Source organism: Thiogranum sp., from assembly GCF_058323355.1.
On the sequence record NZ_JBTTIO010000068.1, the window covers coordinates 37,816 to 58,371 of the forward strand.

Sequence of the window (20,556 nt, forward strand, 5' to 3'; positions counted from 1 at the left end):
TTCAGCTTGCCGGCGCAAGGTTGCGCACCGTCCAGTAGATTTCCAGTTCCTGGATGGCGGAAAAGAATTCCTGTGTATCAACGGGTTTGCGGATGTAGCTGTTGGCGCCGAACTGGTAACTGTCAATGACATCGCGCTGTTCATCGGAGGTTGTCAGTATCACAACCGGCATCAGGCGGGTGCGTTCCTCGCTGCGCAGGCGTTTGAGGACATCCAGCCCGTTCAGGCGCGGCATGTTGAGATCCAGCAGGGTGACGGTGGGTAATGTTGCGGTACCGCTGTTGCCGTCTTCGCCTAAAAGATAATCCAGGGCTTCCTGTCCATCGCGTTTAACGACGACCTGGTTAGTCAGGCGACTTTTTTTGAAAGCACGTAATGTCAGGTCGACATCATCCGCATTATCTTCAACAAGCAAAATGACATCTGAAGTATTGTAGTGATCCACAGTGCCTCCTGTCCCGAGTGCAAGCCGCGTATGGTGTTTTTTCGCGGACAGTATATTAAACGCCTTCCTGCGTTTTCATTTCCACCTTATGGTGAACAAATATAGACGGAATTTTACGCACTATACACGATAGCGGGCAGCCAGGTAGCCAGTGCCGGCCACAGCGCAAGCAGCCCCAGCATGATTAACTGTATAACAATGAAGGGGATAACGCCTCTATAGATATCGGCGGTGGTGACCTCGGCGGGCGCCACGCCGCGCAGGTAAAACAGCGCAAAGCCGAACGGCGGGGTGAGAAACGAGGTTTGCAGGTTTATCGCGATCATCACGCCCAGCCACACCGGGTCCAGCCCCATGGCCAGCAGCACCGGGCCGACGATGGGCACCACCACAAAGGTAATCTCGATAAAATCGAGCACGAAACCCAGCAGGAACATCACCAGCATTACCGCCAGCATGGCGCCAAGTGCGCCACCGGGTAGTTGGGTGAGCCAGTTCTCGATCAAAATGTCACCGCCAAAGCCGCGAAAGACCAGCGAAAATACCGAGGCGCCGATCAGGATCAGGAACACCATGCTGGACACTTTCAGTGTGCTGCGAACCACCTCGCGCAGTACCGGCAGGGTTAATTGCCACCGGGTCGCGGCCAGCAGCATGGCGCCAACGGCGCCGACCGCGGCGGCTTCGGTCGGCGTTGCCAGTCCGCCAAGAATCGAGCCGAGTACCGCGAGAATCAGTAGCAACGGGGGCAGCAGGGCATTCAGCGTTGCCACAAGCCCCGCTTGTGGTGCATCGGCGGGATGCGCGGGCATGGCCGCTGGCCGCCAGCGCGCCACGGCGGCCAGGTACAGTAAATACAGTGCTACCAGGATCAATCCGGGTATCAGGGCGCCGGCAAACAGGTCACCGACCGAGACGGTTTTCGGGGAATAGATGCCCTGGCTGATCTGCGCCTGCTGGTAGGCGGATGACAGCACGTCGCCGAGCAGCACCAGCACGATAGAGGGCGGGATGATCTGACCCAGCGTGCCCGAGGCGCAGATGGCGCCTGTCGCCACCCGCACGTCGTAGCCGCGTTTCAGCATGGTCGGCAGGGACAGCAGGCCCATGGTAACCACTGTGGCGCCGACAATGCCGGTACTGGCAGCCAGCAGCATGCCGACCAGTGTGACGGAAAAGCCCAGTCCGCCGCGCAGGCTGCCGAACAGGCCGGACATGGCGTCCAGCAGGTCTTCGGCGATCCGTGAGCGTTCCAGCATGACGCCCATGAACACAAACAGCGGTACCGCCATCAGCGTCGGGTTGATCATGATGCCGTAGATACGGTTGGGCAGTGCCTGCAGGAATACCGGGTCGAAGCTGCCGGCCCAGTGCCCGGCGAAAGCGAAAATCAGCGCGGTGCCGGCCAGCGTAAAAGCCACCGGGTAGCCGATCAGCAGGCAGGCGAACACCGTGCCGAACATCCACAGGGCGATACTACCTTCAGCCACGTGGTGTTTCCCTCGCTTGCAGCAGTTCGCCGAGGCGACGCAACAGCTGGCTGATGCCCTGTACGATCAACAGCAGGGCCGTCAGCGGAATCAGCGTTTTCAGCAGGTAGACAAATGGCAGGCCACCGGCTTCCGGCGAGCCCTCGTGTACACGCCACGCCGCTTGCACATAGTCCAGGCTGATCCACAGCAGAAAACCGCAGGTCGGCAGCAGAAATACCAGTGTACCGAGCAGGTCGGCCACGGCCTTGCCGCGGGCACTGAAGTGCCGGTACAGCACATCGACACGCACATGCCCGTCGATTTTCAGTGTCCAGGCCGCTCCCAGCATGAACAGGGTCGCGTGCAGGTACAGCGCAGACTCCTGCAGGGCAATTGAGCCACTATTGAACAGGTAACGAAGCAGTACCACCAGAAACGTCACCAGCACCAGCGCAAGGCCCAGCCACGCCGTGGCGCGCCCGATGACGGTACTTACCCGGTCGAGACGGTCGGAGAGGGAAAGCAGGGTGGTGGATGACATGGGCGCGGATTATACCGGGCAGTGCCTCGGGGAAGACAAGCGCTGGCGGGTTACGCGGCGCTTACCAGCGGAACAGTACCCAGCTGGGAATCATCAGGTGGGGTTCGATCTCTGAAGGCCGGCTGTCCAGCGAGCCATCCCCGTCAGTATCGATCAGGTAATAAGAGGGGGCACCCTTTGGCGTGACCTTGATCATATACAGCCTGCCATTGATCCGGTACTCCTCGATGGTCCTGTCATCGCGCTGGATGATGTTGACCTCGGGCTCGATCTGTTCCTGCGCACGTTCGCTGGGTGTCGGTGGCGGCGCGGTATTGGGTACCGGCGTTTCATCCACGGCCAGCGCATGACCTGCCAGCAATAACAGGGGCAGAAACAAAAATCTCGCGAAACTCGGCATGGCGCAGTCCTTGTAATATCGGGTTCATCGCGCAGGGCGCTGTTGGCTTCATTTTCCAGCACTATGCCCGGGAATGCTACCATCTGCTGCGAATTCAACCAGGATCCGCAGACCATGACCACCGATCAACAGCCGCCGTTCATTATGGTGGACGGTTCTTCCTATCTTTACCGTGCTTTTCATGCGTTGCCACCGCTGACCAGTTCGAAGGGCCAGGATACCGGCGCCATTTACGGCGTCGTGAACATGTTGCGTAAATTGCTCGACACCTACCACCCGCAGCATGTTGCCGTGGTGTTTGACGCCAGGGGCAAGACCTTTCGCGATGAACTGTTTGAAGCCTACAAGGCCAACCGGCCTTCGATGCCGCCGGAGCTTTCCTCGCAGATCGAACCCCTGCTGGAAATCGTGCGCGCCATGGGATTGCCGTTGTTGCAGGTGCCGGGTGTGGAGGCAGACGATGTGATTGGTACACTGGCGAAAAAGGCCGCGGCGGCCGGTTGGCACACGGTGATTTCCACCGGCGACAAGGACCTTGCGCAGCTGGTCAACCCGCAGGTCACCCTCATCAACACCATGAACGACAGCGTGCTCGATGAAGACACTGTGCCGGAGAAGTTCGGTGTACGCCCCGAGCAGATTATCGATTACCTTGCGCTGGTGGGGGATACCAGCGACAACATCCCCGGCGTGCCAAAAGTCGGCCCGAAGACCGCGGCGAAGTGGCTGGCGCAGTACGGCACGCTGGACAACCTGGTGGCCCACGCGGACGAGATCGGGGGCAAGGTCGGTGAAAGCCTGCGGGCTTCACTGGACCAGCTGGAGCTGTCGAAACAATTGGCGACGATCCGTTGCGATGTCGATCTCGACATCGATCTCGACGATATGACGGTTGCACCGGCTGATACCGATGCCTTGCGCCGCTGGTTCGAGGAACTGGAATTCCGTACCTGGCTGCGTCAGATGGACGGGGATGTAGCGCAGGCCGATCGCGGCAGCGCCGGTGCGTCAGAAGCGCCTGGTACAGGTCCGGAGGTGGATTATCAGACCATTCTCACCCAACCGGATTTTGATGTCTGGCTGACACGGTTGCGCGAGGCGAAACTGATAGCCTTCGATACCGAAACCACCAGCCTGGACTACATGCAGGCCGAAGTAGTCGGGCTGTCGTTTGCCGTTGAACCCGGTCAGGCGGCCTACCTGCCGGTTGCTCACGATTATCCTGATGCCCCGCACCAGCTGCCGCGTGAGGAAGTGTTCCGCCAGCTTGCCCCGCTGCTGGCCGACCCGGCCGTAGCCAAGCTCGGCCACCATCTGAAGTACGACCGCAGTGTGCTGGCCAATCACGGTGTTGCGTTAAACGGCATTGCCCACGACACCATGCTGGAATCCTATGTGGTTGACAGCACCGCCAGCCGTCACGACCTGGATTCGCTGTGCCAGAAGTACCTCGGGCATACCAATATCAAGTTCGAGGAGGTGGCCGGCAAGGGCGCGAAACAGCTGACCTTCAACCAGGTGCCGCTGGAGACAGCCGCGCCCTACGCGGCCGAAGACGCCGACATGACCCTGCGCCTGCACCTGAAGCTGTGGCCGAAGCTGGAAGCCGAACCGCGCCTGCGTGAATTGTACGAAACCCTTGAGCTACCGCTGGTCCCGGTACTGGGCGATATCGAGCGCACCGGCGTCAAGGTGGATGTGGACATGCTCAAACAACAGAGCCGGGAGCTGGCCGGGCGCATGCATGAGGTCGAGGCCGAAGCACACGCCCTGGCCGGCGAACCGTTTAACCTGGGTTCGCCCAAACAGATCCAGGCCATCCTGTTCGACAAGCAGCAGTTGCCGGTACTGGCCAAAACACCGAAAGGCGCACCCTCCACCGCCGAGCCGGTGTTACAGGAACTGGCGCTGGACTACCCGCTGCCAAAACTGATCCTGGAATATCGCTCGCTGAGCAAGCTCAAATCGACCTATACCGACAAGCTGCCGTTGATGGTCAATCCGCGTACCGGGCGTGTGCACACGTCCTACCACCAGGCGGTTGCGGCCACCGGGCGCCTGTCGTCGTCCGATCCCAATCTGCAGAATATCCCCATTCGCACCGCGGAAGGCCGGCGCATTCGTCAGGCCTTTATTGCGGAGCCGGGTTGCGTGATCCTGGCGGCCGACTATTCCCAGATCGAATTGCGCATCATGGCGCACCTGTCCGGTGACGCAGGGCTGGTGCAGGCGTTTGCCAACGGCGAGGATATTCATCGTGCCACCGCCGCCGAAGTGTTTGGCGTTCCGCTGGATCATGTCAGCAGTGAGCAGCGGCGCTCCGCCAAGGCCATCAACTTCGGCTTGATCTACGGTATGTCAGCGTTCGGGCTTGCCAGACAGCTGGGTATTCCACGCGGCGAGGCCCAGCAGTACGTCGACCTGTATTTCGAGCGCTACCCGGGCGTTAAGGCCTACATGGAATCGACCCGTGAGCTGGCGCGCGAGCAGGGCTATGTCGAAACCCTGTTCGGGCGGCGGCTCTACCTGCCCGAGATAAAAGCACGCAACGCACAGCGACGGCAGGCGGCGGAGCGCACGGCCATCAACGCCCCCATGCAGGGCTCGGCGGCCGATATTATAAAAAAAGCCATGCTGTCTGTAGATGAATGGATTAAAACCGGAACATGCGGCGTCAAAATGATTATGCAGGTACACGATGAGCTGGTGTTCGAAGTCACGGAAGGCGATGTCGCAACAGCCCGGGAAGAAATCTGCCGGCACATGGAAGATGCAGCCGCACTTTCCGTACCGTTACTGGTCGAAGCGGGTACTGGCAGCAACTGGGACGAAGCGCATTAGACAAAGGTCTGTTTTATGTCTTTGCACTCAGGCCGGCGAATATTTAACCGTTGATGGACAGGGTTGTGGCAGGCCAACGAATTAAATTTTTTTATTGAACCTTGATCTACTACACAACAAGGTTTGCATGCTCTATAGTTACGGCTATTGAGCGAGAAAATCTTGGTAAATGACAGAGGGGGCTTGATCAGGCTGTATCAGTATTAACCAAAGATAGTAGTCCAACGACGGAGCGTTGTTGGCGGTACGCTCCCCGTCCGAATTCGGAACGGGAATTCCTCCAACCCGGTTTCCCCAAGCCGGGTATTCTTAACCCCGGTGCTTCCCCCCCTTGCACTCCGGGGTTTTTTTTGCCCGCAGGAAATGCATTATTCAGTCAGCCAGCTGTCCAACATGCGGCGCGCCTCGTCCACCCCGGTCCTCTTCAGCGAGGAGAACAGCTGCACGCTCGCGTGCGGGTGAAATTCGGGCATGCGTTTACGCACGGCCAGCAGGCTGTTGCCCGCCGGCCCGCGTTTCAGTTTGTCGGCCTTGGTCAGCAGCACGTGGACCGCCAGCTCAACGTCCGCGCACCAGCGCAGCATCTGCTGATCGTATTCTGTCAGTGGGTGGCGGCAATCCATGAGCATGACCAGGCCGCGCAGCGAGTTGCGTGACTGCAGGTAGTCGGCCATGTTGCGTTGCCACTTGTCTTTCATGGCCTGGGGCACCTTTGCATAGCCGTAACCCGGCAGGTCGACAAGCCGCTGACCCCCGGCCAGCAGAAAAAAATTGATTTGCTGCGTGCGCCCCGGTGTTTTACTGGTGCGCGCCAGCGCCTTTTGATCGGTCAGTGTATTCAGGGCACTGGACTTGCCGGCATTGGAACGCCCGGCAAAGGCGACTTCGACGCCGCTGTCATCGGGCGCGAGCGAGGCGTCCGGGACGCTGGTCAGGAAGGTGGCGCTGCGGTAGTTGATGGTCATTCCCCTATTGTCGCACACCCGTCGTAAAACAGTATTCCGTTAAGAATGTGTTAGCGATAAAGTCGCTTGCAGCATTCAAATGACAGGTGTTTTAGTTATGAATAACAATGTCTTGTGCTGCATTCCAGCCGATTACCAGGCTAACAGGCTTCGCCTTTTTCAGTTGACCCGCAAGAGGCCCGCTGGTATACAGTTGTGCTCTTTTTTGGGTGGTGATCCGCAATCGGCGGGTGGCCCGCTTTCCATCGTGTTTCTGGAGAATGTAACGACATGAACAAGTGGCTTGTATTAGCAGCAACGATTTCACTGGCGACCAGCGCGGCGCCCACCATGGCAGCCGGCGATGCCGCTGCGGGCAAGGCCAAATCTGCGTCCTGTGCCGGTTGTCACGGCATGGACGGCAACAGCGTCAATCCGGAGTGGCCGAACCTGGCCGGGCAGCACGCCAAGTATATTGCCAAGCAGCTGGCCGATTTCAAGGCGGGCAAGGATCGTAACAATGCCACCATGAGTGGCATGGTGGCCCCGCTGAATGAACAGGACATGGAAAATCTCGGTGCCTATTTTGCCAGCCTGCCACGCAAGCAGGGTGTCGCCGACAAGTCACTGGTCGAAGCAGGACAGAAGCTCTATCGCGGCGGCAACCCGGCCACCGGTGTTGCCGCCTGTATCGGTTGTCACGGCCCGACGGGCGCGGGTAACCCGGCGGCCAATTTCCCGGCACTCAGTGGTCAGCATGCCAGGTACGTGGAAAATCAGCTGAAGGCCTTCAAGTCCGGAGAACGCAAGAATGACGCCGGCAAGATGATGCGCAACATCGCGTCGAAAATGAGCGACGAGGAAATCAAGGCGGTCGCCGCTTACGTGCAGGGTCTGCACTAGGCCGTATTCACGCTGCCAGACCTGAAGGGCGGCCCTCGTGCCGCCCTTTTTATTGATAGAATGCGCAACGCATGAATCAATCCACTCAATATCGCCCGTCGCGGATGCGCCCCGCGTCCATTGCGCTGGAATTTCTGGGCTCGATGAATCTTGCCATCACCCTGCTGGTGGCCATCGCTATTGCCTCCGTGGTCGGCACGGTGTTGCAACAGAATCAGCCGTACCAGGATTACATGATCAAGTTCGGGCCATTCTGGTTCGAGGTGTTCAATACGCTGGGTCTGTACGACGTGTATGGCGCCCCGTGGTTTCTGGCAATCCTTGCATTTCTGGTGTTGTCCACCAGCGTATGCATCTGGCGAAACACGCCGAATATGTTGCGGGAGATGCGCAACTTCCATCTCAATATCCGCTACAAGTCACTGCGTGCGTTTCACCACCGGCGCGAATGGGAGGCCGGGGCGCAACCGCAGGACGTGCAGACTGCGCTGGCAGGCTGGTTGAAAGGCCTCGGCTACCGCACGCGGGTACGCAATGAAGAAGGGCACTATGTGCTGGCGGCAATCAAGGGTCGCTACAGCAAGCTGGGTTACTTCTTTACTCACATCGCCATTGTGGTTATCTGTGTTGGCGCCCTGTTCGACAGTGGCTTGCCGCTTATGCTGCGCGAAGCCAGCGGTCAGCTGAAACCGGAGACGCGCGACATCCCGGCTTCCGAAGTACCGGCAATCAGCCGCCTTCCGCTCAGCAACCCGAGCTTTCGTGGTTCGGTCCGTATACCCGAAGGCAGCTCGGCCAATATTGCGTTTATCCAGCTGCGTGATGGCTACCTGGTGCAACCCCTGCCGTTTTCGATCGAGGTGAAAGATTTTCGTATCGAGCACTACTCGACCGGTCAACCGAAATCCTTCGAAAGTGACCTTGTGATCTACGATCCTGATGTTGATGAGCCGCTGCAACACACCATTGCCGTCAATCATCCCTGGATCTACAAGGGTTACGCGATCTATCAGGCCAGTTTCAGTGATGGTGGCACGGGCCTGACACTCGACGCCTGGCCGCTGCAAGCAGCCGATATCACGCCTGGGCGTATCGAGGGCAAGGTGCTCGATAGTACCCGGCTGGAAACACCCGATGGCCCGATGACACTGGAGTTCACCGATTTCCGCATGTTCAATATCAATCCGGTCATAGACCAGGATGGCAAGGAGCAGCAGAAGAATTTCGGTCCCAACTTCACATTCAGGCTGCGCGATGCATCCGGGCAGGCGCGGGAATACGAGAACTACATGCTGCCGATTGAATTCAAGGGGCGGCTGTATATGCTGAGCGGTATGCGTGAATCACAGGCGGAGCCATTCCGTTACCTGCATATTCCGGTCAATGCGCAGGGTGGTGTTGAGCGCTTCCTGCGCTTTCGCGCCATGCTGTTCGATGACGCGCGCGTGCGCACTGTGATTGCCCGCACCACGTCGCAGAGCCTGGGCCGGATCGAGCTGGATGAACCGGCAAGGCGCGAGGAAGTTGTGCGCTCCATGCTCGGCCTGGTCAAGCAGTTTCGCATGGGAGGATTTGAGGCAATCGCCGACATGGTCAGCGAGCGCGTACCGAAAGACCGGCAGGAAGAGGTGCTGAAGGCCTATTTCAAGGTGCTGCAAACCCTGCTGGGTGAACTTTACCTGGAACTCATGCGTGAGAAAGGTGTCGACTTGTCACAGGGATTGCGCGATGAGGACGCTGCATTTTTCGATGATTCACTCACGGCCATTGCAGCCCTTGGCGCGTACGGCTCCCCGTTTTACCTGCAGTTGCGAGAGTTTGACTTTGTGCAGGCTTCCGGGTTGCAGATTGCGCGCGCGCCCGGCAAGAATATGGTGTATTTCGGCTTTGCATTATTGATCGTGGGGGTTTTCCTGATGTTCTATGTGCCAAACCGCAAATTGTGGTTCTGGATCGAACAACGGGGTGATACAAGTCGTATACTGGCGGCGGGCACAGGGAATCGCCATCAGCGCGATTTTGCCCGTGAATTTGAACGTATGTGCGCGCAACTCGACACGCGCTGGAAAAGCGTTGAACAGGAACCGCCACGCGGCGAGCATTGAGCTATCGTAAATCAGCAGGTAATGACTATGTCAGTGACACAACAGGATTTGCTCGGCGGGCTTGAAGAGCCCTCGTTCTGGAAAAAACTGACGGCCATCGACTGGCTGTGGGCAGTGCTGGTGGCGGCGGGTAGCGGCTATACCTGGTACCACTACCACACGCTCATGGATAGTTACGAAGTCGGTATTCTGTTCGGTACCGGGCTGGCGTTGATTGCACTCGGCTGGGTGTGGAAAGCGGTTCGCCTGCTGTCAGTTGCCGTTGCCGGTCTGAGTTTGCTGGCAGTCACTCTGTACGGAAGTTCCCTGCAGACAGCTGAGACCAGTTTCTTCCTCAAATTCCTGTTATCCAGCCAGTCGGCGATTATGTGGATGAGTGCGCTGTTTGTTTCTGCGACGGTCGTGTACTTCGCGGCGCTGGCAGCTCGTTCTGACTTTACCGGCAAGGTCGCCAGCGACATGACATGGGCCGCCGTGGTGATGGGCTTTACCGGTTTGATGGTGCGCTGGCGCGAGTCTTACCTGATGGGCGGTGACATTGGCCATATTCCGGTCAGCAATCTCTACGAAGTGTTTATTCTGTTCTGCCTGATCACGGCGCTGATCTACCTTTACTATGAAGGTCGATACCGCACGCGTGCCATGGGTGGTTTCGTGCTACTGGTTATTTCAGCCGCAGTCGCTTTTTTGCTCTGGTATGCCTTCAGCCGCGATGCACACGAAATCCAGCCGCTGGTACCGGCGCTGCAAAGCTACTGGATGAAGATTCACGTGCCGGCCAACTTCGTGGGTTACGGTGCCTTTGCGCTGGCCGCGATGGTGGGTGTTGCCTACCTGGTGCGGGCACGTGCCGACCGGCTGGCGCCACAGGGTTTTATCGCCACGCGCCTGCCCGATACAGAGATGCTCGATGATGTGATGTACAAGGCCATTGCACTCGGCTTTGCATTTTTTACCGTCGCGACAATACTGGGCGCGCTGTGGGCAGCCGAAGCCTGGGGCGGTTACTGGTCATGGGACCCCAAGGAAACATGGGCGCTGATTGTATGGCTGAACTACGCGGCCTGGCTGCACATGCGCCTTACCAGGGGCTGGCGCGGTGCCCCGCTGGCCTGGTGGTCGATCATCGGACTTTTTGTCACGCTGTTTGCCTTTCTTGGCGTTAATATGTTCCTGTCCGGACTGCACTCCTACGGAGAATTGTAAATTGGAGAAAAATATGAAAACAGCATTTCGATTCGTGCTTTTGATGTTATTTGCCCCGCTGGCGTTTTCGGCCTGGGAGGAAGGGGAACATTACGAGCGCCTGGCCTCCACCCAGCCCACGGACAATGAAAACCTTATCGAAGTGCGCGAGCTGTTCTGGTACGGCTGTCCGCATTGTTACCACCTTGAGCCGGAGATACACGAGTGGCTGAAGCGTAAACCGGACGATGTAGACTTTGTACGCATGCCCGCCGTGCTGGGCCCGCACTGGGAATTGCTGGCGCGCGCCTATTACACCGCCGAGATACTCGGTGTGCTGGACAAGGTTCACGACATAATTTTCAAACGCATCCATGAAGAACGTAAACGTATCCGCACGCCGGACGATGTCATGGGAATATTTGTCCAGCAGGGCGTTGATGCGGCGGAATTTGAAAAAGCCTTCAACTCCTTTGCTGTTGTAACAAAGGCTAACCGCTCCAAACGCGTTCGGGAAATGTATGGTATCAGTGGCGTGCCCGCAATGATCGTCAATGGCAAGTACCGTACCAATGCCACTATGGCGGGTGGCAATCAGAAGATGCTTGCGCTTGTCGACTATCTGGTCGGGCTGGAAAGAAAAGTCGGCAAAAGCGCCGCAGAAAAATAAAGGGGTGACCAACCGGCGCCCCGGCTGTTGTTCAACAGGAACACTGACATGAACGCCGCGCAACTGTTTGTAAAATGCCTGGAGAATGAAGGCGTCGAGTATATATTCGGCGTACCCGGTGAGGAAAACCTGGATGTGATGGATGCACTGCTGGACTCCAGCATTCGTTTCATCACCACGCGCCATGAACAGGGCGCGGCATTCATGGCCGACGTGTACGGTCGTCTGACCGGGCGTGCAGGTGTTTGCCTGTCAACACTGGGGCCGGGTGCAACCAACCTTGTGACCGGTGTGGCCGATGCCAATATGGATCATGCGCCGGTTGTTGCCATTGCAGGACAGGCGGGTACCAATCGCCTGCACAAGGAATCGCACCAGGTGCTCGACCTGGACAGCATGTTCCGGCCTATCACCAAGTACAGTTCACGGATACTGGCAGCGGATGTGATACCGGAAGTGGTGCGCAAGGCCTTCAAGGTGGCGCAGTCGGAAAAAACCGGTGCTGTATTTATCGAGTTCCCGGAAGACATTGCCAAGCTGCCTTCTGTGGCAAAACCCCTGCCGGTAAATTCACCATTCCCGCCCGAGCCGCCACAACAGCAGGTCGAGCGTGCGGCAACGCTGATATCCAAAGCGCGAAACCCGATGATCCTTGCCGGTAACGGTGTGGTGCGTGCCGGCGCCTGGAGGCACCTGGCCGATTTTGCCGAACAGCTGAACATCCCGGTGACCAACACGTTCATGGCCAAGGGCGTAACGCCATTCCGTAACCGCACCACGCTGGCCAGTGCAGGACTGCAGGCCAATGACTACATCAGTTGTGGTTTCAGTCGTGCCGACGTCATTATCTGTGTGGGTTACGATCTGGTGGAGTACCACCCCTACCTGTGGCACCCGACACGCGACCGTACCATTATCCACATCGACCGCACCCAGGCCGAGGTGGACGAGCACTACAATGTCACAGTAGGCGTACTGGGCGATATCAAGCACACGCTGATGCGTATCGCCAAACTGGCAACACCTCACCAGGGGCACCTGATGCGGCCGCTGCGTGAGGCGCTTATCGAGGAGATGAACCGGCACCGGGACGACCAGGGGTTTCCGGTGAAGCCACAGAAAATCATCTGGGATCTACGCACCGTGCTGGAACTCGACGACATCGTTGTTTGTGATGTCGGGGCGCACAAAATGTGGATGGCGCGCATGTTCCGTTGTGAGGAGCCGAATACCTGCATCATTTCCAACGGGTTTGCCAGCATGGGTATCGCCGTGCCGGGCGCGATTGCTGCCAAAATGGTCTCGCCGGACCGCTCTGTCGTGGCGGTTACCGGCGATGCGGGTTTTTTGATGAATTCGCAGGAAATCGAGACGGCAATGCGTATGGGTGTGGCGATTGTGATCCTGATCTGGAATGACAACGGCTACGGTCTGATCGAGTGGAAACAGATGCACCAGTTCAAGCGTACCTCGCACGTGAGTTTCACTAACCCGGATTTTGTCAAATATGCAGAGTCCTTTGGCGCCAACGGTTATTGCGTCGAGGCGCCGGGCCAGTTACAGGATATACTCAAGGATGCGCTGGCGCAGCCGAAGCTGAGTATTATCGACTGCCCCGTCGACTACAGTGAAAACCTGAAATTAACCGAGCAGCTGGGCAACCTGGTTTGCCCCATTTGATACCGATATGCCAAGTACAGCTCATGCCACAGTGTTTAAACCGGCACACAAGCGCACCTTGCGCCTGCTCAGCTACAACATCCAGATAGGTATTCACACCCGCGGCTACCGGCACTACCTGACGCACAGCTGGAAGCATGTACTGCACCACCCCCAGCGGTTCACCAACCTGGACCGGATTGCAGCGTTAATGAGCCAGTATGACATCGTGGGTGTTCAGGAAGCGGACGCCGGCAGTGCGCGTAGCGGTTTTGTGAATATCACCGAGTACCTTGCTCACGAGGCGGGGTTCCCCTACTGGGACGACCAGACCAACCGGCGTATCGGGCGCTTCGCGCGTCACAGCCTTGGCGTGTTGAGTCGCTACAGGCCGAGTGGTATCACCGAGCATCGCCTGCCGGGACGAATTCCGGGCCGTGGCGCCATGGCGGTGCGCTATGGCGATGGTGAGGAATCACTGGTGGTTTTGATCGTCCACCTTGCGCTCAGTCAACGTGGCCGGATCAACCAGCTGGACTACCTGGGTGAACTGGTCAATGAATACCGGCATGTGGTACTGATGGGCGACATGAATTGCCGTTCAAACAGCCCGGAGATAGAACGGTTGATCAATCGCACGCTGATGACCGAACCGCTGCACGGCATGAATACCTTTCCAAGCTGGCGGCCGAAACGCAATATCGATCACATCCTTGTCACACCGACTGTAGAGGTAGAGCACGCGGAAGTGCTGGACTACCCCTTGTCCGACCACCTGCCGTTGAGTATGGAGATCGTATTGCCCGACACGGTCAGGCTCGATGGCTGATGTGGTTTAGGCATGGACGCTGAAAAGCTCGCGCAGGAAGCCGAACAGTGGAAAAGGAAATACCTTGACCAGCTGGAAAACAGCGAGCGCAATGAAAAGCAGTGGAAAGAAAGTGATGAACTGCTGCGTAAAACCATCTCACGGCTGACACTGGCCGCAGACGGTCTCGACGATACCCTCGATAAACAATTACGTGAATTGCGTGATGCGATTCGCGACCGCGCCAGTGTGCCACGGTTGCGTACGCGTATCGATGACATGTCGAAGACGCTGGTTCGCCTTGATCAGCGCGGAAGTAAAGACAAGAAAAAGGACAAGGGGGAAAGGGAGAAGCGGCGTATTTCCGGGCCGGGAGAGTCTTCCGGTGGCTTCCTGAAACGCCTGTTCGGATCTACAGCACGCCAGGTGCAGGATGGCAGCGTTACATCAACGGCGGGCCGCGATGCTGACGAAAGACAGGCTTCCAACGAAACCGTGCGAGATATCCTGGTGCAGTTGCTGGAACGCCTGACGCTCCCTGAAGAATTTTCACAACAGGTTGAACGCATTCGTACTCACATACTTAAAATGGGTGACGATGCCCGTTGGGACAGTGTGCTGGGAGAGATTGCCGATCTGGTTCAGGCGATACGCAGTCAGTCGCTGAAAGAAAAGCAGGGCATCGAGGAATTTCTCAAGGAACTGGGCGAGCGCCTGCAGGAAGTCGATCGTCAGCTTGTACAGAGTGAAACCTTTTACGATGAAACACAACAAGCCGGTAAACAGCTCGACAGCCAGGTGAAGCAGGAAATCACCGGTATTGGCGACAGCGTCCGTGACGCAACAGATCTTGGCCAGCTCAAGCAGTCTGTGCAGACACATATCGATGCGGTGTTGCAGCACATGGCGAAGCACCGCGAGGTCGAGCAGCAGCGTTACGAGGAAGCCAAGCAGGAAATCGCCAGTATGGGCGAGCGCATGAAAGACATGGAGGCGGAAACAGAAGCCCTGCGTTCGCGCATCGACGATGAACGTTCACAGGCAAAGACCGATGCGCTGACCGGTATACCCAACCGTCTGGCGTGGGAAGAACGGCTTGAGCAGGAAGTGGCGCGCCGCAAGCGTTTCGGTACACCGCTGGTGCTGGTGATGTGGGATGTCGACCACTTCAAGCAGGTCAACGACCGCTTCGGGCACAAGGCGGGTGACAAGGTGCTGCGCACCATTGCCCACGTGCTGGCGGACAATGTTCGGGAAACAGATTTTGTGGCACGCTATGGCGGTGAAGAGTTTGTGCAATTGATGACGGGCGCTACACTCGAGGAGTGTATGCCCGTCGTTGAGAAATTGCGTGCCAGGATCGAGGAAACCGGGTTTCACTTCCGTGATGAGAAGGTAACGATTACCGCTTCCTGCGGCCTGTCAGAGTACCGCGACGGTGACACGCCCGATCAGTGTTTCGAGCGTGCCGACAAGGCGTTGTACCGCGCCAAGGATGCGGGCCGAAATCGTTGCGTCAGCGGCTGATCAGAGTTCCAGGTCTATCTCGTTCGCAATACCGTCAGGATTTAGATCATCCCTTACCTTTATGCTCCGGCCTTGCGTCAGCGCGGCAAAAAAGCTGGTGCTGGTGATGCCGTTCTCTGATTCATCCTCGAATTCTGTGCTGGCATTGGAAAAGAAGGTTACACCCAGCACAGTGACAGTGCCGGCGGCCTCGTCCCAGCTGCTGACCGGTCCCTGCAGAATGTCGTCATCGGCGCCAGCCATTGCATTACGGCGAAGTTCCGAGGCGATGACGGTGCCGCCGTCTCCAACAAAACCGCGAATTTCCAGGAAGTCACCGGCGGAGACATTAATGTCCGACAAGGTCATGTTGTCCACCATGCCGGTTCTGTCTTCCATTTGTGTCTGGTTGTCAACCTGTACCGTAAGGACATTGTTGAAAAATTGAACCGTGATGGTATTGGCGGTGGTATCAATTGCCGACACCGTGGCTTCAATCTTTATGTCATCGCCACGCGCTTCCACACCGGTGGCAATAAGTGTTGAACCACTTTTGGTGCCTTCAACCTCGACCTTGACGCCATTCGCCAGCACCAGCGATGTCGGGCTGAGCGTTGCTGTACTGGCGTCTACCAACTGGCCATCGACACGGAAGTTGCCCTGGCTGACAAAGTTGGTGATCAGGCCTTCGATACTGACTTCGTCGCCATCATCACCAATGATAGAGTCTTCCGGTTCTACACGGGTTGCATTGATGGCCATAGGGGAGGTAATGATTCCACGTACATCGACCTGTGCGCCATTGGATACCACGCCGCCGGGCATGCTGCCGAGGTCAGCGCCGGCTGCAATGGTCACAGTGATATTGTTGGTGCCGTTCACGTCATTAATAATAAAGCTGTCACCAATGCCGGCACCGTTCAGCGGTGCCCCCGACACGGTGCCTTTTATTTCAACCTGTGTGACATTAAAGGTAAGGCCGCCCTTGCCTTCGACATAGGTGGCATGGAGGACGCCGCTATCATCGAAGAAACCGCTTACCTCGACCACATCGTTATCTGCCAGCGTATCAAAAGCGACACCACCGGAGAATTTGGTCGAGGCCGAATCAATCAGTACGGTCGTATTGAGCACCGTGAACGTGCGTGTGACATCGCCCTGCTTGAGCACGGAAATTCCACTCACGGCACCCTCGACATCATTATCGAAAATAACCTGTGTGGCGCTGCCTGTTGCGCCGTTTATCGTACCGGAGACTTTGACCACCATGCCCAGTTGCAGGTTGGCCTGACAGTTACCCGTGCTGTCCATGTTGTCGATCACACAGGTGGCCGTGTCCACATCGAAGAATTCAATGCCATTGACAAAAATACTGCCAAAGCCGGTGATGGTGCCGCTGGCAATCTGGCCTGTGCCGCCAATACCCGCCGTGGTCGTGCCGCCTGTCCCGCCTCCGCAAGCGACCAGCAGGCTGCTCAGGAGTATGACCGTTGATGGCAGAATTTTCTGAAAAGCGCTCATTGCGGCTTCTCCCTTCCTTCGTTGGATTCATAGTAGTAGATACCGACGCTGACATAACGCCCGGCATCGGATGCATCATCGCTGACTTCGTGTTCAAGCAGCCAGGCGTCGAAATCTTCCAGCAACAGCTGGGATTTACGCGCGGCCATCGCCTTGAAGGAGTCGACGGCATCCGGGCGAACGCGGAAACTGGAAACCTTGCGCTGAAAGCGCAGCTGGTCGCCGCTGGCAGTCAGGTTATGATCGATGGTTGCAATCAGTTCGGCGCTGTCCTTGCCAAGGATGGTCAGTTTTTCGGCAGGATCATTGCCGGGCAGGTAGGCCCGGTTTACCAGGCGCACACGGTCGTCCTGCTTTTGCGCGCTACCGGCGGTGGTGAGTACCGCGAGCATCGACTGGGTCGTCATATCACCGCTGTAGTCCTTCACCAGCCCGGCAAAGGAAGGGTCTGTGCCTTCGATCGGCAGTACGGCAGGTTCACCGGACGCATCCTGAAACCGCGGGTCATTGACCCAGCCGGAAATCACCCGCACGGCCCGATTGTAACGCTGCTCGCTGTTCCCGGCGTCCGTGGTGTCGAGTTCGTGCAGGCGGCGGGTTTCCTTGCGTGTCAGGCCCGTGAGGGCGGATACGCGAGAGATAGTCTGCTTTTTTCCTTCCGGGGCAAAGTCTTCAAAGGCGACATCGACGTAGGTTTTCTTGGCGAGCTCAGCGAAGCTGCCGTAAGCAATACCGTTACGGATGAGAATTCTGACCAGCGGCCTGAGCAGTGTCAGGATGGCGCGGGACAGCGTCTGTTGAAGATTCTCTGTCATATACTGGGACTATATTCCCAAAACTAGGAATGTCAAGGAATCGTCACTAACACCAGACTGTGCGGCTGGCAGGTAACTGCCACTGAACCAGGAGAAAATACCAGGCCATAAGTCTGAGATGCAATCATCTACCCGGTTGTAATATCAATCATTAGTAATAAACTCTAAATATAGAGTAAACTCTTTTTAAGGGTAGAGTGAAGCCGCGCACAGCGTAAACCTGTGCTTCAAAATCTAATGACTGCAATAAATATAGAGCTGACTATATAAATGAGTGATTTGAGAACCCGGAAAGCCGCACGTACCCGCCTGGCGTTGGCGCGAGCACTTTCTTCAGCGCTGACAGTTCATAGTATGGCCGAGATCCGCGTCAAGGCCATCTGCGCGGAGGCGGAGGTGTCCGAAGCAACGTTCTTCAATTATTTCGGACGCAAGCAGGACCTGATGGCCTACCTTGCCCACCTTTGGTTGCTGGAACTGGGCTGGCATGTCCAGTCAGCGGCAAGCAGTCAGCAGGGGCTGGCAGTCATCGGTCAGTTGTTCGCGCAGGTAGCAAATACCTGTGAGCGTAAAACCGGCGTTTTTCAGGAATTGCTGGTGTGGATGGCGCGTGGCGGCAGCCTCGATCCGGAAATCAGTCTGTCTCCCGTGGAAAAACAGCTGGCGTTTCCCGAGCTGGAAGGTATCGAGGACACACCGGTAAAGGGCATAGACAGCTGGTTGTTGACACATATTGAATCCGCCAGGACCAATGGCGAGTTACCACCCAATACACTGGTGCCGTTGATGCTCTCTGCCCTAGTGACGATACTGCTGGGTGTTCCCATGACGTTGCTGTCCCGTGACCCACAGCGCGTGGGTAGCCAGTACCGCCAGCAACTGGCGCTGTTGTGGGCAGGTGCCCGCGCAGCAAGTGCGGGGCGTTAGCGCCGTTTGGCCGGTTTGCTATGCTTTTTGTAAATAATGGAAAAACGGTATTGGCATGAGTCGCGATAAGGATCGTACGGTTTATATAAAGTCCCTGCCTGAATCAGCACGGCTGTTGCACCGTGCGCGTTATGTCATGCGCTGGGGTGATATGGATGCCTTTGGTCACCTGAACAATGCCAGTTACTTTACCTACTTCGAGCAGGCGCGCGTGGACTGGTTGATGTCGCTGGGAACAACGCACGATCTGGTGCTAGCCAATGTGTCCTGTACGTTCAAGCGGCCAATCAAGTTTCCTGCAACCATTGACCTGGAGTTGTACGGGGACAATCCGGGCAAGTCCAGTCTGGACAGCTACTACTGCCTGAGTAATAACGACGACAAACAGCTCTGCGCCATTGGTCACGGTACGATTGTCTGGTACGACCATAAAAACGCCTGTGTGATACCTATACCTTCGGTCGTGCGTAAAGTGTTGGAAGACTGAAGCGGGTCATGGAGCTATTCGATACCCACTGCCACCTTGATGTCTCTGCTTTCGACGCTGATCGCGATCTGGTGCTGCAACATGCCCGTGCGCTGGGTGTGCGGCATATTCTGGTGCCTGCAATCGACGCGGGGCATTGGGATGATGTACTGAGGCTTTGCAGGTCAGAGCAGGGTCTCTACCCGGCGCTCGGTCTACACCCGGTATTTCTGGAAAGTCACCGTATGGAGCATGTGACTCAACTGGAAACATATGTCGAAACCCATCGGCCTGTTGAAATTGGTGAAATCGGCCTGGACTTTTATCTGCGAGAGCTTGATCGCAATGAACAGCGTAAGTTATTTGAGGCACAACTTGCGATAGCCCGGGATGCGCAGTTGCCCGTTGTGCTGCATGTTCGCAAGGCGCACGATGAGGTGTTGTCCTGTCTGAAGAAGACACCGGTGCCGGGTGGAACTGTGCATGCGTTCAGCGGTAGCGAACAACAGGCCCGTCACTATATTGAGTTGGGATTCAAGCTGGGTTTTGGCGGTACGCTGACCTGGGAGCGCTCACGCAAGATTCGTGAACTGGCCCGTACGCTGCCGCTGGAGAGCATGGTGCTTGAGACAGATGCGCCCGATATGGTGGTTGCCCAACATGCCGGGAAACGAAACAGCCCCGAGTACCTTGTACATTGTCTGCAAGCACTTGCTGAAGTGCGCGATACAGCGCCGGAAACTGTCGCGGAACAAACAACAGCCAATGCACGTGCGGTATTCGGAATCACATGAATAACGATGACCAGCGTTTTGCGGGTATTGCGCGTTTATACGGCAAGCAGGCCGCGCAGTGGATCAGTGGCATGAATGTCTGTGTTATCGGTATGGGTGGTGTTGGATCATGGGCCGTTGAGGCATTGGCGCGTAGCGGCGTTGGCGCAATAACATTGATTGATTACGATGAAATCTGTGTGACCAATATCAACCGACAGGTGCATGCGCTGGACAGCATGGTCGGTGAAAAGAAAACGCGTGCCATGCAAACACGCGTACACGACATAAACCCACAATGTGCCGTCACGGTGATCGACGACTTTATTACTGACCGTAACCTGTTCGACCATCTTCCACCGGACAAGCCATTTGATTACGTTATCGATGCCATTGACAGCATTCGCTTCAAGGCCGCGTTGATCTATCATTGTAAACGCAACAAGATGCCGGTAATTACCACGGGTGCCGGCGGCGGCCTGACCGACCCGACACAGATACAGGTGCGTGACCTGTCGCGCACGTTCAACGATCCACTTGCCGCCAAGGTGCGCGCAGAACTTCGTGCCCGGCAT

19 protein-coding genes are annotated in these 20,556 nt (G+C 57.0%); 12 read left to right on the plus strand and 7 right to left on the minus strand.

What is annotated here, in order from left to right; genetic code table 11:
- Position 1: 1 nt before the first annotated feature.
- The 4 genes from ACW81B_RS10870 to ACW81B_RS10885 all read right to left on the minus strand — a co-directional run bounded on the left by ACW81B_RS10870 (position 2) and on the right by ACW81B_RS10885 (position 2,858).
- Positions 2-445: a response regulator gene (locus tag ACW81B_RS10870; RefSeq protein WP_491580246.1), complete on the minus strand. Its 444-nt coding sequence runs from the start codon at positions 443-445 to the stop codon at positions 2-4.
- A gap of 113 nt (positions 446-558) precedes the next feature.
- Positions 559-1,908 carry a TRAP transporter large permease gene (locus ACW81B_RS10875; RefSeq protein WP_491580264.1) on the minus strand — a complete coding sequence of 450 codons (1,350 nt, stop codon included), beginning with the start codon at positions 1,906-1,908 and terminating at the stop codon, positions 559-561.
- 19 nt (positions 1,909-1,927) lie between these two features.
- Positions 1,928-2,458: a TRAP transporter small permease subunit gene (locus ACW81B_RS10880; RefSeq protein ID WP_491580247.1), complete on the minus strand. Its 531-nt coding sequence runs from the start codon at positions 2,456-2,458 to the stop codon at positions 1,928-1,930.
- A 61-nt stretch (positions 2,459-2,519) separates the two neighbouring features.
- The gene (locus ACW81B_RS10885) at positions 2,520-2,858 is read right to left on the minus strand and encodes a DUF2782 domain-containing protein (protein WP_491580248.1); all 339 of its coding nucleotides are present in this window, start codon (positions 2,856-2,858) and stop codon (positions 2,520-2,522) included.
- A gap of 114 nt (positions 2,859-2,972) precedes the next feature.
- Here ACW81B_RS10885 and polA point away from each other — a divergent pair, with 114 nt between their 5' ends.
- A complete protein-coding gene (gene polA / locus ACW81B_RS10890) occupies positions 2,973-5,699 on the plus strand; it encodes a DNA polymerase I (RefSeq protein ID WP_491580249.1) in 2,727 nt (908 codons plus the stop codon).
- A gap of 368 nt (positions 5,700-6,067) precedes the next feature.
- Here the strand turns inward: polA and yihA are convergent, their stop codons facing one another.
- Positions 6,068-6,664: a ribosome biogenesis GTP-binding protein YihA/YsxC gene (gene yihA / locus ACW81B_RS10895; protein ID WP_491580250.1), complete on the minus strand. Its 597-nt coding sequence runs from the start codon at positions 6,662-6,664 to the stop codon at positions 6,068-6,070.
- Positions 6,665-6,934: 270 nt separating this feature from the next.
- Between yihA and ACW81B_RS10900 the strand changes: the two genes are divergently transcribed.
- The 7 genes from ACW81B_RS10900 (at position 6,935) to ACW81B_RS10930 (ending at position 15,500) form a co-directional block, all read left to right on the plus strand.
- Complete coding sequence (locus tag ACW81B_RS10900) at positions 6,935-7,546, plus strand: c-type cytochrome (RefSeq protein ID WP_491580251.1); 612 nt, start codon at positions 6,935-6,937, stop codon at positions 7,544-7,546.
- Between the two features lie 71 nt (positions 7,547-7,617).
- Positions 7,618-9,651 (plus strand): cytochrome c biogenesis protein ResB, encoded by a 2,034-nt coding sequence (locus ACW81B_RS10905; protein WP_491580252.1) that lies wholly within the window; start codon positions 7,618-7,620, stop codon positions 9,649-9,651.
- Between the two features lie 27 nt (positions 9,652-9,678).
- Positions 9,679-10,857: a c-type cytochrome biogenesis protein CcsB gene (ccsB, locus tag ACW81B_RS10910; protein WP_491580253.1), complete on the plus strand. Its 1,179-nt coding sequence runs from the start codon at positions 9,679-9,681 to the stop codon at positions 10,855-10,857.
- Between the two features lie 13 nt (positions 10,858-10,870).
- On the plus strand, positions 10,871-11,506 hold the full coding sequence (locus ACW81B_RS10915) for a thiol:disulfide interchange protein DsbA/DsbL (protein WP_491580254.1): 636 nt from the start codon (positions 10,871-10,873) through the stop codon (positions 11,504-11,506).
- A 48-nt stretch (positions 11,507-11,554) separates the two neighbouring features.
- Complete coding sequence (locus ACW81B_RS10920; RefSeq protein WP_491580255.1) at positions 11,555-13,186, plus strand: acetolactate synthase large subunit; 1,632 nt, start codon at positions 11,555-11,557, stop codon at positions 13,184-13,186.
- A gap of 7 nt (positions 13,187-13,193) precedes the next feature.
- On the plus strand, positions 13,194-13,994 hold the full coding sequence (locus ACW81B_RS10925; protein WP_491580256.1) for an endonuclease/exonuclease/phosphatase family protein: 801 nt from the start codon (positions 13,194-13,196) through the stop codon (positions 13,992-13,994).
- A 12-nt stretch (positions 13,995-14,006) separates the two neighbouring features.
- Positions 14,007-15,500: a GGDEF domain-containing protein gene (locus tag ACW81B_RS10930; RefSeq protein WP_491580257.1), complete on the plus strand. Its 1,494-nt coding sequence runs from the start codon at positions 14,007-14,009 to the stop codon at positions 15,498-15,500.
- Here ACW81B_RS10930 and ACW81B_RS10935 read toward each other — a convergent pair whose 3' ends face one another.
- Both ACW81B_RS10935 and ACW81B_RS10940 read right to left on the minus strand, forming a co-directional pair.
- Complete coding sequence (locus ACW81B_RS10935) at positions 15,501-17,000, minus strand: DUF5666 domain-containing protein (protein WP_491580258.1); 1,500 nt, start codon at positions 16,998-17,000, stop codon at positions 15,501-15,503. It abuts the gene before it with no gap.
- Positions 16,997-17,815 carry a DUF6502 family protein gene (locus ACW81B_RS10940; protein WP_491580259.1) on the minus strand — a complete coding sequence of 273 codons (819 nt, stop codon included), beginning with the start codon at positions 17,813-17,815 and terminating at the stop codon, positions 16,997-16,999. The genes ACW81B_RS10935 and ACW81B_RS10940 overlap by 4 nt, the downstream gene beginning before the upstream one ends.
- A 270-nt stretch (positions 17,816-18,085) precedes the next feature.
- On the opposite strand from ACW81B_RS10940, the gene ACW81B_RS10945 reads away from it, so the two are divergent.
- The 4 genes from ACW81B_RS10945 to ACW81B_RS10960 all read left to right on the plus strand — a co-directional run.
- Entirely contained in the window at positions 18,086-18,742 is a 657-nt protein-coding gene (locus ACW81B_RS10945) for a TetR/AcrR family transcriptional regulator (RefSeq protein ID WP_491580260.1), read from the plus strand.
- Between the two features lie 55 nt (positions 18,743-18,797).
- The gene (locus ACW81B_RS10950; protein ID WP_491580261.1) at positions 18,798-19,229 is read left to right on the plus strand and encodes an acyl-CoA thioesterase; all 432 of its coding nucleotides are present in this window, start codon (positions 18,798-18,800) and stop codon (positions 19,227-19,229) included.
- Between the two features lie 8 nt (positions 19,230-19,237).
- Positions 19,238-20,002, plus strand: coding sequence for a TatD family hydrolase (locus ACW81B_RS10955; RefSeq protein WP_491580262.1), 765 nt, complete (start codon positions 19,238-19,240; stop codon positions 20,000-20,002).
- The coding region (locus ACW81B_RS10960) for a tRNA threonylcarbamoyladenosine dehydratase (RefSeq protein WP_491580263.1) at positions 19,999-20,556 on the plus strand (558 nt) is incomplete at its 3' end. The genes ACW81B_RS10955 and ACW81B_RS10960, both read left to right, overlap by 4 nt.

Bases quoted from the DNA above. Each gene is read 5' to 3' on its own strand.
- ACW81B_RS10880 (WP_491580247.1), bottom strand. From the start codon at position 2,458: ATGTCATCCACCACCCTGCTTTCCCTCTCCGACCGTCTCGACCGGGTA.
- polA (WP_491580249.1), top strand. From the start codon at position 2,973: ATGACCACCGATCAACAGCCGCCGTTCATTATGGTGGACGGTTCTTCC.
- yihA (WP_491580250.1), bottom strand. From the start codon at position 6,664: ATGACCATCAACTACCGCAGCGCCACCTTCCTGACCAGCGTCCCGGAC.
- ACW81B_RS10955 (WP_491580262.1), top strand. From the start codon at position 19,238: ATGGAGCTATTCGATACCCACTGCCACCTTGATGTCTCTGCTTTCGAC.
- ACW81B_RS10875 (WP_491580264.1), bottom strand. From the start codon at position 1,908: ATGTTCGGCACGGTGTTCGCCTGCCTGCTGATCGGCTACCCGGTGGCT.
- ACW81B_RS10930 (WP_491580257.1), top strand. From the start codon at position 14,007: ATGGACGCTGAAAAGCTCGCGCAGGAAGCCGAACAGTGGAAAAGGAAA.
- ACW81B_RS10920 (WP_491580255.1), top strand. From the start codon at position 11,555: ATGAACGCCGCGCAACTGTTTGTAAAATGCCTGGAGAATGAAGGCGTC.
- ACW81B_RS10945 (WP_491580260.1), top strand. From the start codon at position 18,086: ATGAGTGATTTGAGAACCCGGAAAGCCGCACGTACCCGCCTGGCGTTG.
- ACW81B_RS10905 (WP_491580252.1), top strand. From the start codon at position 7,618: ATGAATCAATCCACTCAATATCGCCCGTCGCGGATGCGCCCCGCGTCC.
- ccsB (WP_491580253.1), top strand. From the start codon at position 9,679: ATGTCAGTGACACAACAGGATTTGCTCGGCGGGCTTGAAGAGCCCTCG.
- ACW81B_RS10935 (WP_491580258.1), bottom strand. From the start codon at position 17,000: ATGAGCGCTTTTCAGAAAATTCTGCCATCAACGGTCATACTCCTGAGC.
- ACW81B_RS10885 (WP_491580248.1), bottom strand. From the start codon at position 2,858: ATGCCGAGTTTCGCGAGATTTTTGTTTCTGCCCCTGTTATTGCTGGCA.
- ACW81B_RS10900 (WP_491580251.1), top strand. From the start codon at position 6,935: ATGAACAAGTGGCTTGTATTAGCAGCAACGATTTCACTGGCGACCAGC.
- ACW81B_RS10950 (WP_491580261.1), top strand. From the start codon at position 18,798: ATGAGTCGCGATAAGGATCGTACGGTTTATATAAAGTCCCTGCCTGAA.
- ACW81B_RS10940 (WP_491580259.1), bottom strand. From the start codon at position 17,815: ATGACAGAGAATCTTCAACAGACGCTGTCCCGCGCCATCCTGACACTG.
- ACW81B_RS10925 (WP_491580256.1), top strand. From the start codon at position 13,194: ATGCCAAGTACAGCTCATGCCACAGTGTTTAAACCGGCACACAAGCGC.
- ACW81B_RS10915 (WP_491580254.1), top strand. From the start codon at position 10,871: ATGAAAACAGCATTTCGATTCGTGCTTTTGATGTTATTTGCCCCGCTG.